Below are 13,578 nucleotides of genomic sequence, written 5' to 3'. Positions count from 1 at the left end.
GTGACGGGGGCCGGCCGGGCGGCCTGGCCCTGGCGGCTGTCCCGGTCCGCGCGGCTGCCCTGGCTCCGGCGGCCGTCCCTGGTAGGGCGGCCGTCCCTGGCGGGGCGGCCCTCCTGATCCGCGCGGCTGCCTCGGCCCCGGCGGCTGTCCCGGGACGGGCGGCCGTCCTGGTCCTGGCGGTTGCCCTGGCCCCGGCGGCCGTCCTGCTCCGCGCGGCTGTCCCTGGCCCGGCGGCCGTCCTCGCCCTGACGCCCGTCCGGGGACGGACGACCGCCCTCGGACGGGCGGCCCTCCCGCCCCTCGCCCTCCGTGCGGCGGGAGGCGCCGGAGCGCGGGGGCTTCGAGGGGCCGGGGACGCGGCGGCCCGGTGGTTTCCGGTCGGTCACGGGCTCACCTGCCGGGGGTCGTGGAAGGCGACGGGCTGGACGCGGTTGAGGCGGACGACCGGGAGCCCGGTGCGGTGGAGGCGTCGGCACCGTCGGCCGACTCGGCCCCCTCGGGCCTCGCAGCCCCTGCGGACTCCTCGGCCGCCGGAGACCCCGACGCCTCGTCCGCCGAGCCGGTCGGGGACGCCTCCCTCGCCGAATCCGGATCCGCCGGATCCACCGAATCCGTCGAATCCGTCGAATCCGCCGGATCCGTCGCCTTCGGCGACTTCTTCGGCTTCGGGGGCGCGGTGGCCTCCCGCGGCTCGCCGTGCACCTTGCCGTCGGGGCCGAGGAAGGCGGGCGGACCCCCGGGCACCATGCCGAGCTCACGCGCGCGCCGTTCCAGGGCGTCGGGCGCGGCGTGCCCGTCGACCTCGGTCTTCAGCTGCTGCTGCTCGTCGGTCAGCTCGGTGGTCTCCCGCTTCAACTTGCTGAGCTGGAAGGATCCTTCGTTCAGCGCCGAGTTGAGTACGAGCAGCACGATCAGGCCGCCGCCGAGCAGCGCCACGATGAGCACGACGAACGGGGTACGGGCCGCCGACGCGGGCCCCGCGGGAAGCAGCTGGGCGAGCCGTGCGGCCCGCCCCCGCAGCTGCGCCATCCCGCGCGGGCTCACGACAGGTCCTCCCGGATGCGCTGCACGCCGCGCAGCCGGGCCGGAGCGGCCCTGCGGTTCTCGGCGACCTCTTCCTCGGTGGGCAGTTCGGCGCCGCGGGTGAGCAGCTTCAGGCGCGGCTGGTAGCGCTCGGGCACCACCGGCAGGCCGGGCGGCGCGGTGGTGGCGGCGCCTTCCGCGAAGACCTGCTTGACCAGGCGGTCCTCCAGCGAGTGGTACGAGAGGACCGCGACCCGGCCGCCGACGCCGATCGCCCTGACGGCCGCGGGGATGGCCCGCTCCAGGACGGAGAGTTCGCCGTTGACCTCGATCCGCAGCGCCTGGAAGGTGCGCTTGGCGGGGTTGCCGCCGGTGCGCTTGGCGGCCTGCGGCAGCGCGTCACGGATCAGCTCCACGAGCCGCGCGCTGTTGCTGAACGGCTCCTTCTCGCGTTCGCGCACGATCGCGCTGACGATCCGCTTGGCCTGCTTCTCCTCACCGTAGGCCCGCAGGATCCGGACGAGTTCACCCGGCGGGTAGGTGTTGAGGACCTCGGCGGCGCTCAGCCCGGCCGTCTGGTCCATGCGCATGTCGAGCGGTGCGTCCTGGGCGTAGGCGAAGCCGCGGTCCGCCTCGTCGAGTTGCATCGAGGAGACGCCGAGGTCGAAGAGGACGCCCTGGACCTGGCCGATGCCGAGCCGGTCGAGTACATCGGGGAGTTCGTCGTAGACGGCGTGCACGAGGGTGGCGCGCTCGCCGAAGGGTGCGAGCCGCTCGCCGGAGAGGCGCAGCGCCTCCTTGTCGCGGTCGAGTGCCACGAGGCGGGCTTCGGGGAAGCTCCGCAGCAGGGCCTCGCTGTGTCCACCGAGGCCGAGGGTGCAGTCGACGACGACCGCACCGGGCTCGGTGAGCGCGGGGGCCAACAGGTCCAGGCACCGCTGGAGCATCACCGGGACGTGTCGCTGCTGCTCGCTCAACGCACCCTCTCAGGTCGGGCACGGCCGCGACGGCCGGCCGGATCCCCGGGCCGTACGTACGACCGCACGCGCGGGGAGCCCGTCGTTCGAGAGGGGACGGTCTCCTGGAGTTCGGTTACCGTCAAACACGTACACGTCTGTCGGTTCGCGTCACTTTAGTCCACCGGTTGTCCCGGTCAATCAACCGGGCAAGCGCGTCGCCGCGCCCCTCCCTCACCCGTACAGGCCTCTGGCGCCACTCCTGTGGAGTGCGTCACGGCAGCGCCGTTTGACGTTCTTTTGTCGCACCTCACAGCGCGCCCGCCTACACCCGCAACGGTACCGTTTGGCCATGTCGACTTCGCGATCGTTCTCCCCTGGCCCGAGCGGTGCCACAGCCGACCAGGGCACCGTCACCGACCGGCTCGTCGAGGCGAACCAGCGTTATGCCACGGACTTCGTGGACCCGGGCATGGACGCCCGCCCGGTCCTCAAGGTCGCCGTCGTGGCCTGCATGGACGCCCGGCTCGACCTGCACGACGCACTGGGTCTCGAACTCGGCGACTGCCACACGATCCGCAACGCGGGCGGGGTGGTCACCGATGACGTCATCCGCTCCCTCACCATCAGCCAGCGTGCGCTCGGCACCCGCAGCGTGGTCCTGATCCACCACACCGGCTGCGGTCTGCTCTCCCTGACCGAGGACTTCCGGCACGAGCTGGAGGACGAGGTCGGCCAGCGTCCGGCCTGGGCGGTCGAGGCCTTCCGCGATGTCGACCAGGACGTACGGCAGTCGATGCAGCGGGTGCGCACCTCACCGTTCCTGCTGCACAACGACGATGTCCGCGGCTTCGTCTTCGATGTGTCCACCGGCCTCCTGCGCGAGATCGACGCCGCCTGAAAAGCCCCGGATAAACCCGCCCAAACCCCGACAAAGGGCGGTCACTTGGCCACAGGCGAGTGACACGAACGGGGAGGGCAAACAAGAATGCGGGTGGGACACCGCGCCGGAACCATCCGTGCGCGCTGTCCAAGTACCGGGGCGGGCCGGGTCGCACAGGAGACATCGGCCCGAAGAAAGTGGCCGAGGAGGGCCGGGGTGACGACCTATGAAGATCGAGCTAGCCTCACAGATCTGACCACCACCGTGGATCGAGTCCGCAGGTCGGTGGAGGGAGTGATCGAGGGCAAGCCCGAGGTCGTACGGCTCTCGCTGACCGTGCTGCTCGCCGAGGGCCATCTGCTCATCGAAGACGTACCGGGCGTGGGCAAGACCATGCTCGCCAAGGCGCTCGCGCGGTCCATCGACTGCTCGGTGCGGCGCATCCAGTTCACACCGGATCTGCTGCCGTCCGACATCACCGGTGTGTCCATCTTCGACCAGCAGCGCGGGGAGTTCGAGTTCAAGCCGGGTGCGATCTTCGCGCAGATCGTGATCGGCGACGAGATCAACCGCGCCTCGCCGAAGACGCAGTCCGCGCTCCTGGAGTCCATGGAGGAGCGGCAGGTCACCACCGACGGGCGGTCCTACGAGCTGCCCGACCCGTTCATGGTCGTGGCGACCCAGAACCCGGTCGAGATGGAGGGCACCTACCCGCTGCCCGAGGCCCAGCGCGACCGGTTCATGGCACGGGTCTCGATCGGCTATCCGGGCGCCGAGGCCGAGCTGCAGATGCTCGACGTGCACGGCGGCGTCTCACCGCTGGACGATCTGCAGCCGGTGGCCCACGCGCACGACATCGTGAAGCTGATCGACGCGGTCCGCGGGGTCCATGTCGCCGAGGCCGTACGGCGGTATGCGGTGGAGATCGTCTCCGCCACCCGCAACCACCCGGACCTCAGACTCGGGGCCTCGCCGCGCGCGACCCTGCATCTGCTGCGGGCGGCGAAGGCCTCCGCCGCGCTGAGCGGCCGCGAGTACGTCCTGCCCGACGATCTGCAGGCGCTCGCCGTCGCGGTCCTCGCACACCGTCTGCTGCCCACCGCGCAGGCCCAGCTGAACCGTCGTACGTCCGAGCAGGTCGTCCTCGACATCCTGCAGCGCGTCCCGGTCCCGGCCGCACAGCCGCCCGCGGCCGGCTACCCCCAGGCACCTGCGCAGATGCCCGGGGGCCAGGCCCCCTACGGCCAGCAGCAGCACGGCGCGCGGAGGCTGTGATGGCGGCCGGGGCGCCGGCGCAGGACACCACGCCGCGGACCTGGGGCCGGGTGTCCCACGGGGACGGGAAGGAAGACGACAGGGGCGGGCTGCGGACCGCGTTCGCCGGGCTGACCACACGCGGGCGTTCCTTCCTCGCCGCCGGTGTGGCCGCGGCCGTGTGCGCCTATGTGCTCGGCCAGAGCGATCTGCTGCGGGTGGGGCTGCTGCTCGCCGTACTGCCGGTGGTCAGCGCGATCGTCCTGTACCGCACGCGCTACCGGGTGGCGGCCTCGCGCCGGCTCGCGCCCGGACGGGTGCCGGCCGGTTCGGAGGCGCGGGTGCATCTGCGGATGGACAACGTCTCGCGGCTGCCCACCGGGCTCCTGATGCTCCAGGACCGGGTGCCCTACGTGCTCGGGCCGCGGCCGCGGTTCGTGCTCGACCGGGTCGAGGCGGGCGGTCGGCGCGAGGTCTCCTACCGGGTGCGCTCGGATCTGCGCGGGCGCTATCCGCTCGGGCCGCTGCAGCTGCGGCTGAGCGATCCCTTCGGCATGTGCGAACTGACGCGGTCCTTCAGCGCCTTCGACACGCTGACGGTGATCCCGCGCGTCGAGCCGCTGCCCGCCGTCCGGCTCTCGGGCGAGGCGCAGGGCTACGGCGACGGGCGGCAGCGCTCGCTCGCCCTGGCCGGCGACGACGATGTGATCCCGCGCGGCTACCGGCACGGCGACGACCTGCGCCGGGTGCACTGGCGCTCCACCGCCAAGTACGGCGAGCTGATGGTGCGCCGCGAGGAGCAGCCGCAGCGCTCGCGCTGCACCGTCCTGCTCGACACGCGTCGCGTCGGCCATCAGGGCGCGGGCCCCGACTCGGCCTTCGAATGGGCGGTCTCGGGTGCCGCGTCGGCCCTGGTGCACATGCTTGAACGGGGCTTCTCGGTGCGTCTGCTCACCGACACCGGCACCGTTGTGCCCGGTGAGGGCGCGGACGGGTTCGCGGGCTCCACACAGGAGTCGGCGGATGCCGCGGGGCTGATGATGGACACGCTCGCCGTGATCGACCACTCGGACGGCGCGGGCCTCGCCCGCGCGTACGACGTGCTGCGCGGCGGGAGCGAGGGGCTGCTGATCGCCTTCCTCGGCGCGCTCGACGAGGAACAGACGGCTGTGGTCGCCCGGATGCGGCGGCGCAGCGGCGCCGCCGTGGCCTTCGTACTGGATGGCCCGGCCTGGGTGCACGGAGCCGCCCAGGGGCCTTCGCCCCAGGTCGAGGAGCGGCTGCGGCTGCTTCGCGAGTCGGGCTGGACCGCGCTCGCCGTATCGCCGGGGCTGTCCCTGGCCGATCTGTGGCGGCAGGCTGACCGGCAGCGCTCGGGCGTCGTGGGGCGTCCTCAGGAACCAGGAACAGGGGGAGGGTCATGAGCGGCCGCACACGCCTCGCGCTGTGCGCCTACGCGGCCACGTTGGCGGCTGCCTGCGCACTGCTGCCGCTGATCGACTCGGCGGGATGGCTGGCGCAGGGGGCGCTCCTGCTCGCCGTGCAGTCCGGCGTGGGCGCCGGGGCCCGGCGGATTCCGCTGGCGCGTCCGGTGACGGTCGGAGCGCAGGTCCTGGCGACCTTCCTGCTCCTGACCGTGGTCTTCGTACGGGAGCAGGCGCTGGCGCTGTTCGTGCCGACCCCCGATTCCGTACGGGAGCTCGGGCTGCTGCTGCAGACGGGCGCCGAGGACGTCGGCGCCTATGCGACGCCTGCGCCGCTGACCGACGGCATCCGGCTGATGCTGGTCGGCGGGGTCCTGGTGATCGGGCTGCTCGTGGACGCGCTCGCGGTGACCTTCCGCAGCGCCGCTCCCGCGGGCCTTCCGCTGCTCGCCCTGTACTCGGTGGCGGCCGGGCTGTCCGAGGACGGTGCGGGCTGGGCGCTGTTCCTGCTCGCCGCGGCCGGTTATCTGCTGCTGCTGCTCGCCGAGGGACGCGACCGGCTCTCGCAGTGGGGCCGGGTCTTCGGTGGCGCCACGCGGCGGGGGCAGGAGTCCGCCGCCGGGCTGGACAGCGGCGGGGTCACGGCCCCGGTGCGCACCGGACGGCGGATCGGCGCGTTCGCCCTGGGTATCGCCCTGGTGGTGCCCGCGGCGCTGCCCGCGCTCGACGGCGGGCTGCTCGACGGCAGGGGCAGCGGCGGCGGCAGCGGGGGCGGCGGCACGATCTCCACGGTGGATCCGCTGGTCTCGCTGAAGGACAGCCTGAACCAGCCGACCGACCGCGAGGTCCTCTCCTACCGTACGGACGCCGAGTCCACGCGGGACATGTACATGCGGTTCGTCGCGCTCGACGAGTTCGACGGTACGAGCTGGCGGCCCGCCAAGCGGGCGATCACCGATGTGCCCTCGTCGTTCCCGGATCCACGCGGGCTCGCCGACGACGTTCAGGTCAGGGAGGTCACCACCCAGATCACCGCCGACGACGACTACGGACAGAAGTGGCTGCCGATGCCGTTCCCCGCGACGGGGGTCGACCTCGACGGCACCTGGCGCTACGAACCCGTCGGACGCGCCATCGTCGGTGACCGCACGCAGACGACCGAGGGCGAGACATACACGGTCAGGAGCCTGATCGTGCAGCCGACGGCGGAGCAGCTGGCGAACGCGCCGGCCCCGAGCCCGGAGATCGCCCGCGAGTTCACCGTGGTGCCCAGGTCGCTGCCGGCCGATGTGTACAAGCGGGCCCTGGAAGTGACGGACGGGGCCGCCAACGACTACGAGAAGGCCGTCAAGCTGCAGGACTACTTCGCGGTCAGCGGCGGCTTCACCTACGACACCGAGGTCGACTCGGGCAGCGGCTCGGCGGCGATCAGCCGCTTCCTGAAGGACAAGGAAGGCTTCTGCGTCCACTTCTCCTTCGCGATGGCTTCCATGGCCCGCACCCTCGACATCCCCGCCCGGGTCGCGGTGGGCTTCACGCCCGGTTCGCTCTCCTCGGACGGCGCGATGTCGGTGGGGCTGCGCGATGCGCACGCCTGGCCCGAGCTGTACTTCGAGGGCGTGGGCTGGACCCGCTTCGAGCCGACCCCGACCCGGGGCACGGCGCCCGAGTACACCCGGGAGGACACCCCCTCGGACACCCCGAGCAGCGAGGCCCCCGAGGCCACGGAGTCGGCGGCGCCCAGCGACCGGCCCTCCGAGTCCGCCGATCCGTCCTGCCCGCCCGAGCTGCGGCGCTTCAACGAGTGCGGGCAACAGGATGCCGGGGCCGGTGGCGGTGGCCCGGACGACGGCACCCCCTGGGGCACCTATCTCGGGATCTCGGCTGGTGTGCTGGTCCTGCTCGTGGTGCCGCTGCTCCCGCTGCTGTGGCGGACGCGGGTGCGCCGGGTGCGGCTGGCCTCGCATGGCCGTACGCCCGCCGAGGCGGCGGCGCGGACGCTGGCCGCGTGGCTCGAGGTGACGGATTCGGCCTGGGACCACGGCATCGTGCCCGACGAGGCGCAGACGCCGCGGAAGGCGGCGGAGCGGATCATCCGGCTCGGTGAGCTGCACACGGATGCGGCGGAGGCCGTGCAGCGGCTCGCGGTGGCGGTGGAGCGGGTGCTGTACGCGCCGGTTCCGCAGGCGACGGCCGGAGTGGCGGCGGATGTCCGTACGGTGCGGGCGGGGCTGCAGGCGTCGGTGAACCGCATGTCCCGCCTGCGCGCGTTGTTCGCGCCCCGTTCGGCCGTCCGGGTGGCCTGGGCCTGCTCGGACCGCTGGGCGGCGTTCAAGGAACGGTGGGGGGTCAGGAACTGGGGGCTTGAGCGGCTGGTGCCGCGGCGGGCGAAGTAGGGGTTGCCGGGTGCGGGTGGGATGCGCCTGCGGCGGGCGGCGTTTCCCCTACCCGCCCCTTCCCGAAACCGGGGACGTAGCCCCCGGACCCCCCTTGGGGCTTCGCCCCTGGCCCCCATATCGCGCTGAACGCGCTCGCCCTCGAACGCCGGACGGGCTGACAGTTGCCCCATGGGCTGACAGCCGCCCACTGGCTGGGCCCACCCAAACAGCGACGTGGGGGCGGACGCCAATGGCGTCCGCCCCCACGTTCGGGTCAGCTCAGTGTCCTTCGTCGCGCCGCTTCTGCCAGCGCTGTTCGATTCGGTTCATCATCGACCGCCGTTGGCGGCCCTGGCGCCGGGGGCTCTGGGAGCCCGCCTGGCCGCCGTCGGAGCCATCCGCCGCGGGGGCCTGCTCGCCGGGCTTGGGCGCCTTGCGCCAACCGGTCACCGCGAGCACTGCACAGCCCAGCATGACGAGGAATCCCACCACACTGATCCAGATCTGCTGCGCGACCATTCCTGTCATGAGGAGCGCGATACCCACAAGGAAGCCTGCGACCGCTTGGTAGACCCGCTTCCGGGTGTACGTACGCAGCCCGCTTCCCTCAAGCGCTGTCGCGAACTTGGGATCTTCGGCGTACAGCGCTCGCTCCATCTGCTCGAGCATGCGCTGCTCGTGCTCTGAGAGCGGCACGGAGTCCCTCCTCATCGTGCAGTCGCCGGGGCGACCGGGGGTCCCCTTCAGGATAGGCAGGGAATCGCCCCCGTGAAACCCGCCCCTCTACGCCAATTCGCCGTTCGGGCCCACCACGGCGCCCGCTTCCGAGGCGTTCATTCCCCGGTGGACGGCCGTCATGCCGGACGTTGTCCCTCGATCATACGGGTCACGGGCCCCGATCGGGGGGCCTGTGGCGTACTCCATGTGCGGCTGCGCCCCTGATCACGCGGCCCGTTCTCAGTTCTTCTCGCCCAGTACGTGCAGTTGGGTGGCGACGGCGTGGAAGGCGGGCTGTTCGGCGGCGGCGGCCTCCAGCTTGATCAGGGCGTCGAGGGCGCCGGGCTCGGTGTCCACGAGGACGCCCGGGACCAGGTCCGCGAAGACCCGTACGCCGTGCACCGAGCCGACCCGAAGGCCGCCGTCCTCGACCAGGCCGGTCAGCTGTTCGGCGCTGAAGCGGCGCGGCACCGGGTCGCCCTCGCCCCAGCGCCCGGCCGGATCGGCGAGCGCCTGCCGGGCCTCGGTGAAGTGGCCTGCCAGGGCCCTGGCGAGCACGGCACCGCCGAGGCCGGCGGCAAGCAGGCTGAGGACGCCCTTCTCGCGCAGCGCCCCCGCGACGTTCCGCACGCCTTCCGCCGGGTCGTCCACGTACTCCAGGACGCCGTGGCAGAGCACGGCGTCGTACGCGCCGCGCTCCACGACGTCGAAGAGGCCGTGCACATCGCCCTGCACCCCGCTCACCCGGTCCGCGACGCCGGCCTCGGCGGTTCTGCGCTCCAGGGCGAACAGTGCGTTGGGGCTCGGGTCGACGACGGTGACGCGGTGGCCGAGCGCGGCCACGGGCACCGCGAAGTTCCCGCTGCCGCCGCCGGTGTCGAGCACGTCGAGCTGCTCCCGGCCGGAGGCCTTGACCTGCCGGTCGAGGGCCTCCTTCAGTACGTCCCAGACCACGGCGGTACGGAGGGAGGCACGGGAACCAGGGGTGCCGGAGCGGAGCGACGACCGTTGAGGGTGGTGGGGGGCGACGGGCGGGCGCATCGGGTCCGACACGACATTTTCTCCTCGGCGCGGATCCGCCTGATGGGGCGGGGTGGGGATGTTCCTCCCCACCCTATTGCCTGCGCCCCGCCCTTCACCCCGCGTCCGGCCGCTCGGTGCGCGCCTGCGGCAGGACCGGCTGCAGCACCAGCATCCGCTCGACCAGGCGCAGGAACATGGCGACATCGCGCAGCAGGTCATCGGCATCGCGGGTGCCCGCCGCGCCCCGGATGCCCGCGACGGCGCGGGCCCGCTTGGTGGCGCCGGAGGCGAACAGGGCGCTCCACTCGGTCAGTTCCGGGGCTATCTCGGGGAGGACTTCCCAGGCGCTCCGGATCTTCGCCCGCTTGCGGGCACTGGTCTCGGGCCGCCCGCGCGCGGCGAGCACGGCGGCGGCGGTGCGCAGGGCGGCGAGGTGGGCGGCCGCATAGCGCTCGTTGGGAGTTTCGAGGCGGGCCGCCTCGTCCAGTCCGGTGCGGGCCTGGGCGAGCAGGTCGAGGGCGGCGGGCGGGGCCGAGGCCCGGCGCAGGACCGGGTGGACATCACCCGCGGGGCCGCCCGGCGAGGGGACGGGGCCATTGCTTCTTCCTTCAACCACATGGGGCCGGCGTGCGGCTGCTGCAGAGGAGCTGGCCATGACGAACCTCCTGTCGTCGTTTGACGGCACTGGCGAAGAAGCTGCCGTATGACCCCATCGTGAAGTACGCCACTGACAATCGACCCTGACCTGCGGGTTCGGCTCGATCAAGGGTTCGGTCAAGGGAGTTGGGGCGGGCGGTGCGGCGAGGGGCGGGGCGGGGGGCGGGGCGGATGGAGGCACCCCCCGGTGGCACGGCCGCGAGGACCCCGTGTAGTTTTTGAACTGACCAGTCAGTCTAAAAATCGGTGACACAGGAGGGGGCCGTACGTGCTCGTGGTGGAGGGGTTCGGAGTGCGAGGGCCCCGGGGGTGGGCCTTTCGCGAGGTGGACTTCACGGCGAAGGCCGGCGACCTGGTCGCCGTCGAGGGGCCGTCCGGCTCCGGGCGCACCTCGCTGCTGCTCGCGCTGACCGGGCGGATGCGGGCGAAGGCCGGGCGTGCCGAGGTCGGTGACCTGCGGCTTCCGAAGCAGGCCGCGGCCGTACGGCGGATCAGCGCCGTCGCCCATGTCCCGGGCATCACTGACCTCGAACCCTCCCTGACGGTCGCCGAGCACCTGCACGAACGCACCCTGCTGCAGAGCCGGTTCGGCGGCTCCCTGCGCTCGCTCCTGCGCCCCAGGGCCGAGCGCGTGAACGCCGCAGCCCTGCTGCGCGAGCAGGCACTCGCCTCCGCGGGTCTCGACCTGGAGTCGCTGGTCAAGGGCCCGCGGACGGCCGTACGGGATCTGGAGCGGATCGAGGCGCTGCGGCTGTCCGTGGCGCTCGCCCTGATCGGGCGGCCGCGGCTGCTCGCGGTGGACGACCTGGGCCTGAAGCTCTCGGCCACGGAACGGGAGGCCGCCTGGCGGATGCTGGGCGCGATCGCCGAGGACGGCACGACCGTCGTGGCGGTGGGGCACGGGGCGCCGGAGCCGGCGCGCAAGGTCGTCCTCGGCACACCCGAGCAGGCTCCGGGCGAGGACACCGACAAGGGCGAGGACGTAGACCCGGGCGCGGACATGGACCCGGACACGGTCGTCCGCCCGGACACGGACGTGAACCCGGGCAAGGACGACGACTCCGGCAAGGACGAGGGCTCCGGCAAAGACGAGGGCTCCGGCAAGGACGTACACCCCGGCAAGGACGAGGACTCCGACGAGAAGGGGGCAGCCGATGCGCTCGCCGAAACTGGCCGCTCTTGAGCTGAAGCGCTTCGGCCGGGGCCGGCTGCCCCGCGCCGCGCTCGTCTCGCTGCTGCTCCTGCCGCTGCTCTACGGTGCCCTCTACCTGTGGTCGTTCTGGGACCCGTACGGCCGTCTGGACAGGATCCCGGTCGCGCTGGTCAACGCCGACCAGGGCGCGAAGGCCGACGGGAAGCAGATCGCCGCGGGCGACGGGATAGCCGAGGGGCTGCACGACAGCGAGGTCTTCGACTGGCACGAGGTGGACGCGGACGCGGCACGCGAGGGCCTCGAGGACGGCACGTACTACCTGTCCCTGACCGTCCCCGAGGACTTCAGCAGGCGGATCGCGTCGAGCTCGGGCGAGAACCCGGAGACGGGCGCGCTGCAGGTGCACACGAACGACGCCAACAACTACATCGTCGGCCAGCTCTCGCGGACCGTCTTCGCCGAGGTGCGCTCGGCCGCGTCGAACAAGGCCTCGCGGACGTTCCTGGACAAGATCTTCGTCTCGTTCTCCGATCTCCACGACAGGACCGAGGAGGCCGCCGACGGCGCCGGGCGCCTGGAGGAGGGCGCGGGCAAGGCGAAGGACGGCGCGAAGCAGCTCGCCGACGGGCTCGGGGACGCCAAATCGGGCAGCGGTGAGCTGGCGCGCGGGATCAGGGACCTGGACAAGGGCGCGGACGAGCTGGAGACCGGCGCCGGCCAGGTGGCCGACGGAACGCAGCGGCTCGCGGACAAGGTGAACGGTCCGGCCGAGAAGGTCCTGCCGTTCCTGCGCGAGAACGGCGACAGCATCGAGGACACGGCCCGCCTGGTCGCCGACACGGCGGGTGTGGTCCAGGGGCACCTCGACGCCTTCACCAGGACCGCCCCGGTGGCCGCCTCGGGGGCCAAGAAGGCCTCCGACCGCATGGACTCCGCGTACAAGACGCTCTGCACGGACGCACTCATCGGCAATCCGGCCTGCCCGCAGCTCAAGGAGGCCAAGGAGGCGGGTGACGAGGTCGAACTGATCGCCGCCGACGTCAACGCCGTCGTACAGAACTACACGGACGACACCGGCAAGCTCGACGACCACCTCACCAAGCTCCGGAAGCAGGCGAACGCGCTCGCCGAACGCGCCCCGGACCTCGCGGACAACGTCGAATCGGCCGTGAAGGACATCAACCGGCTGAACCGGGCCGCGCACGCCGTCGCCGAGGGGGCCGACAAGCTGCACACGGGCCTGAGCGACGCCAAGTCCGGCTCGGCCGATCTCGATTCGGGTGTCGGCCGCCTCAAGGACGGCGCGAAGGACCTGAACGGCGGCCTGTTCAAGCTGGTCGACGGCTCCGGCGAGCTCGCCGGCGGGCTGCGCGAGGGCGCGGGACAGATCCCCGACTACGACAAGCAGGACCGCGACGCCCGTACGGAGGTCATGGCCGATCCCGTGCGGCTGGCCGCCAAGTCCCTGCACGAGGCGCCCAACTACGGCACCGGTTTCGCCCCGTACTTCATCCCGCTGTCGCTGTGGGTCGGCGCGATGGTCGCGTACATGCTGATCGCCCCGCTGAACCGGCGCGCGCTCGCCACCGGCGCCTCCGCCTGGCGGATCGCGCTCGCGGGCTGGCTGCCGGTCGCGGCGATCGGCGCGCTGCAGGTGACGGCCCTGATCTCGGTGCTGCACTGGGGGCTCGGCCTGGAGATGGCGCACGCAGCCGGCACCATCGGCTTCCTCCTCCTGGTCACCGGCTGCTTCGCGGCAATCGTGCAGTGGCTCAACGCCCGCTTCGGGGCGGCCGGCCGCATCCTGGTCCTCGCCTTCCTGATGCTGCAGCTCACCTCCGCGGGCGGCACCTATCCGGTGCAGACGAGCCCGTCGTTCTTCGGCGCGATCCACCCGTTCCTGCCGATGACCTACGTGGTGGAGGCGCTGCGGCGGCTGATCACGGGCGGCGGACTCGAACCCGTGTGGCAGGGCTGTGCGGTCCTGGTGGCCTTCACGCTCGGCGCGCTCGCCCTGACGGCGCTGTCGGCACGCAAGCGGCAGGTGTGGACCCTGGACCGGCTGCATCCTGAGCTGAGCCTGTGACGGCGGCGGCGCCGGGCCTGTGAG

11 protein-coding genes are annotated in these 13,578 nt (G+C 72.5%); 6 read left to right on the top strand and 5 right to left on the bottom strand.

Annotated elements, in window-relative coordinates:
• Positions 1-390: 390 nt before the first annotated feature.
• Entirely contained in the window at positions 391-1,044 is a 654-nt protein-coding gene (gene ftsL, locus ACLF6P_RS15485; protein ID WP_463315320.1) for a cell division protein FtsL, read from the bottom strand.
• Entirely contained in the window at positions 1,041-2,000 is a 960-nt protein-coding gene (gene rsmH, locus ACLF6P_RS15480) for a 16S rRNA (cytosine(1402)-N(4))-methyltransferase RsmH (protein WP_463315319.1), read from the bottom strand. The genes ftsL and rsmH overlap by 4 nt, the downstream gene beginning before the upstream one ends.
• 331 nt (positions 2,001-2,331) lie before the next feature.
• Here rsmH and ACLF6P_RS15475 point away from each other — a divergent pair, with 331 nt between their 5' ends.
• The 4 genes from ACLF6P_RS15475 to ACLF6P_RS15460 all read left to right on the top strand — a co-directional run bounded on the left by ACLF6P_RS15475 (position 2,332) and on the right by ACLF6P_RS15460 (position 7,936).
• Positions 2,332-2,880, top strand: a complete 549-nt coding sequence (locus ACLF6P_RS15475) for a beta-class carbonic anhydrase (RefSeq protein ID WP_415950853.1) — start codon at positions 2,332-2,334, stop codon at positions 2,878-2,880.
• Positions 2,881-3,078: 198 nt separating this feature from the next.
• Positions 3,079-4,137: an AAA family ATPase gene (locus tag ACLF6P_RS15470; RefSeq protein ID WP_415950852.1), complete on the top strand. Its 1,059-nt coding sequence runs from the start codon at positions 3,079-3,081 to the stop codon at positions 4,135-4,137.
• Positions 4,137-5,540, top strand: a complete 1,404-nt coding sequence (locus ACLF6P_RS15465) for a DUF58 domain-containing protein (RefSeq protein ID WP_415950851.1) — start codon at positions 4,137-4,139, stop codon at positions 5,538-5,540. The genes ACLF6P_RS15470 and ACLF6P_RS15465 overlap by 1 nt, the downstream gene beginning before the upstream one ends.
• Positions 5,537-7,936: a transglutaminase TgpA family protein gene (locus ACLF6P_RS15460; protein WP_415950850.1), complete on the top strand. Its 2,400-nt coding sequence runs from the start codon at positions 5,537-5,539 to the stop codon at positions 7,934-7,936. Before ACLF6P_RS15465 ends, ACLF6P_RS15460 begins: the two co-directional genes overlap by 4 nt.
• Positions 7,937-8,197: 261 nt before the next feature.
• On the opposite strand, the gene ACLF6P_RS15455 is transcribed toward ACLF6P_RS15460, so the two are convergent.
• The 3 genes from ACLF6P_RS15455 to ACLF6P_RS15445 form a co-directional block, all read right to left on the bottom strand.
• On the bottom strand, positions 8,198-8,614 hold the full coding sequence (locus tag ACLF6P_RS15455) for a DUF3040 domain-containing protein (protein ID WP_415950848.1): 417 nt from the start codon (positions 8,612-8,614) through the stop codon (positions 8,198-8,200).
• Between the two features lie 261 nt (positions 8,615-8,875).
• Positions 8,876-9,688 carry a methyltransferase gene (locus tag ACLF6P_RS15450; RefSeq protein ID WP_415950846.1) on the bottom strand — a complete coding sequence of 271 codons (813 nt, stop codon included), beginning with the start codon at positions 9,686-9,688 and terminating at the stop codon, positions 8,876-8,878.
• A gap of 82 nt (positions 9,689-9,770) precedes the next feature.
• Positions 9,771-10,313, bottom strand: coding sequence for an SAV_6107 family HEPN domain-containing protein (locus ACLF6P_RS15445; protein ID WP_415950845.1), 543 nt, complete (start codon positions 10,311-10,313; stop codon positions 9,771-9,773).
• Positions 10,314-10,640: 327 nt separating this feature from the next.
• Here ACLF6P_RS15445 and ACLF6P_RS15440 point away from each other — a divergent pair, with 327 nt between their 5' ends.
• Positions 10,641-11,498: an ATP-binding cassette domain-containing protein gene (locus ACLF6P_RS15440; protein ID WP_415950844.1), complete on the top strand. Its 858-nt coding sequence runs from the start codon at positions 10,641-10,643 to the stop codon at positions 11,496-11,498.
• Positions 11,470-13,554, top strand: a complete 2,085-nt coding sequence (locus ACLF6P_RS15435; RefSeq protein WP_415950843.1) for a YhgE/Pip family protein — start codon at positions 11,470-11,472, stop codon at positions 13,552-13,554. Before ACLF6P_RS15440 ends, ACLF6P_RS15435 begins: the two co-directional genes overlap by 29 nt.
• The last annotated feature ends 24 nt before the right edge of the window (positions 13,555-13,578 follow it).

Origin of the sequence: Streptomyces lothianensis, from assembly GCF_047779955.1 — a bacterium.
In the GTDB taxonomy this organism is placed as follows: Bacteria; Actinomycetota; Actinomycetes; order Streptomycetales; family Streptomycetaceae; genus Streptomyces.
This window is presented reverse-complemented; position numbering and strand designations above follow the sequence as displayed.

Bases quoted from the DNA above. Each gene is read 5' to 3' on its own strand.
- ACLF6P_RS15475 (WP_415950853.1), top strand. From the start codon at position 2,332: ATGTCGACTTCGCGATCGTTCTCCCCTGGCCCGAGCGGTGCCACAGCC.
- ACLF6P_RS15465 (WP_415950851.1), top strand. From the start codon at position 4,137: ATGGCGGCCGGGGCGCCGGCGCAGGACACCACGCCGCGGACCTGGGGC.
- ACLF6P_RS15460 (WP_415950850.1), top strand. From the start codon at position 5,537: ATGAGCGGCCGCACACGCCTCGCGCTGTGCGCCTACGCGGCCACGTTG.
- ACLF6P_RS15445 (WP_415950845.1), bottom strand. From the start codon at position 10,313: ATGGCCAGCTCCTCTGCAGCAGCCGCACGCCGGCCCCATGTGGTTGAA.
- ACLF6P_RS15435 (WP_415950843.1), top strand. From the start codon at position 11,470: ATGCGCTCGCCGAAACTGGCCGCTCTTGAGCTGAAGCGCTTCGGCCGG.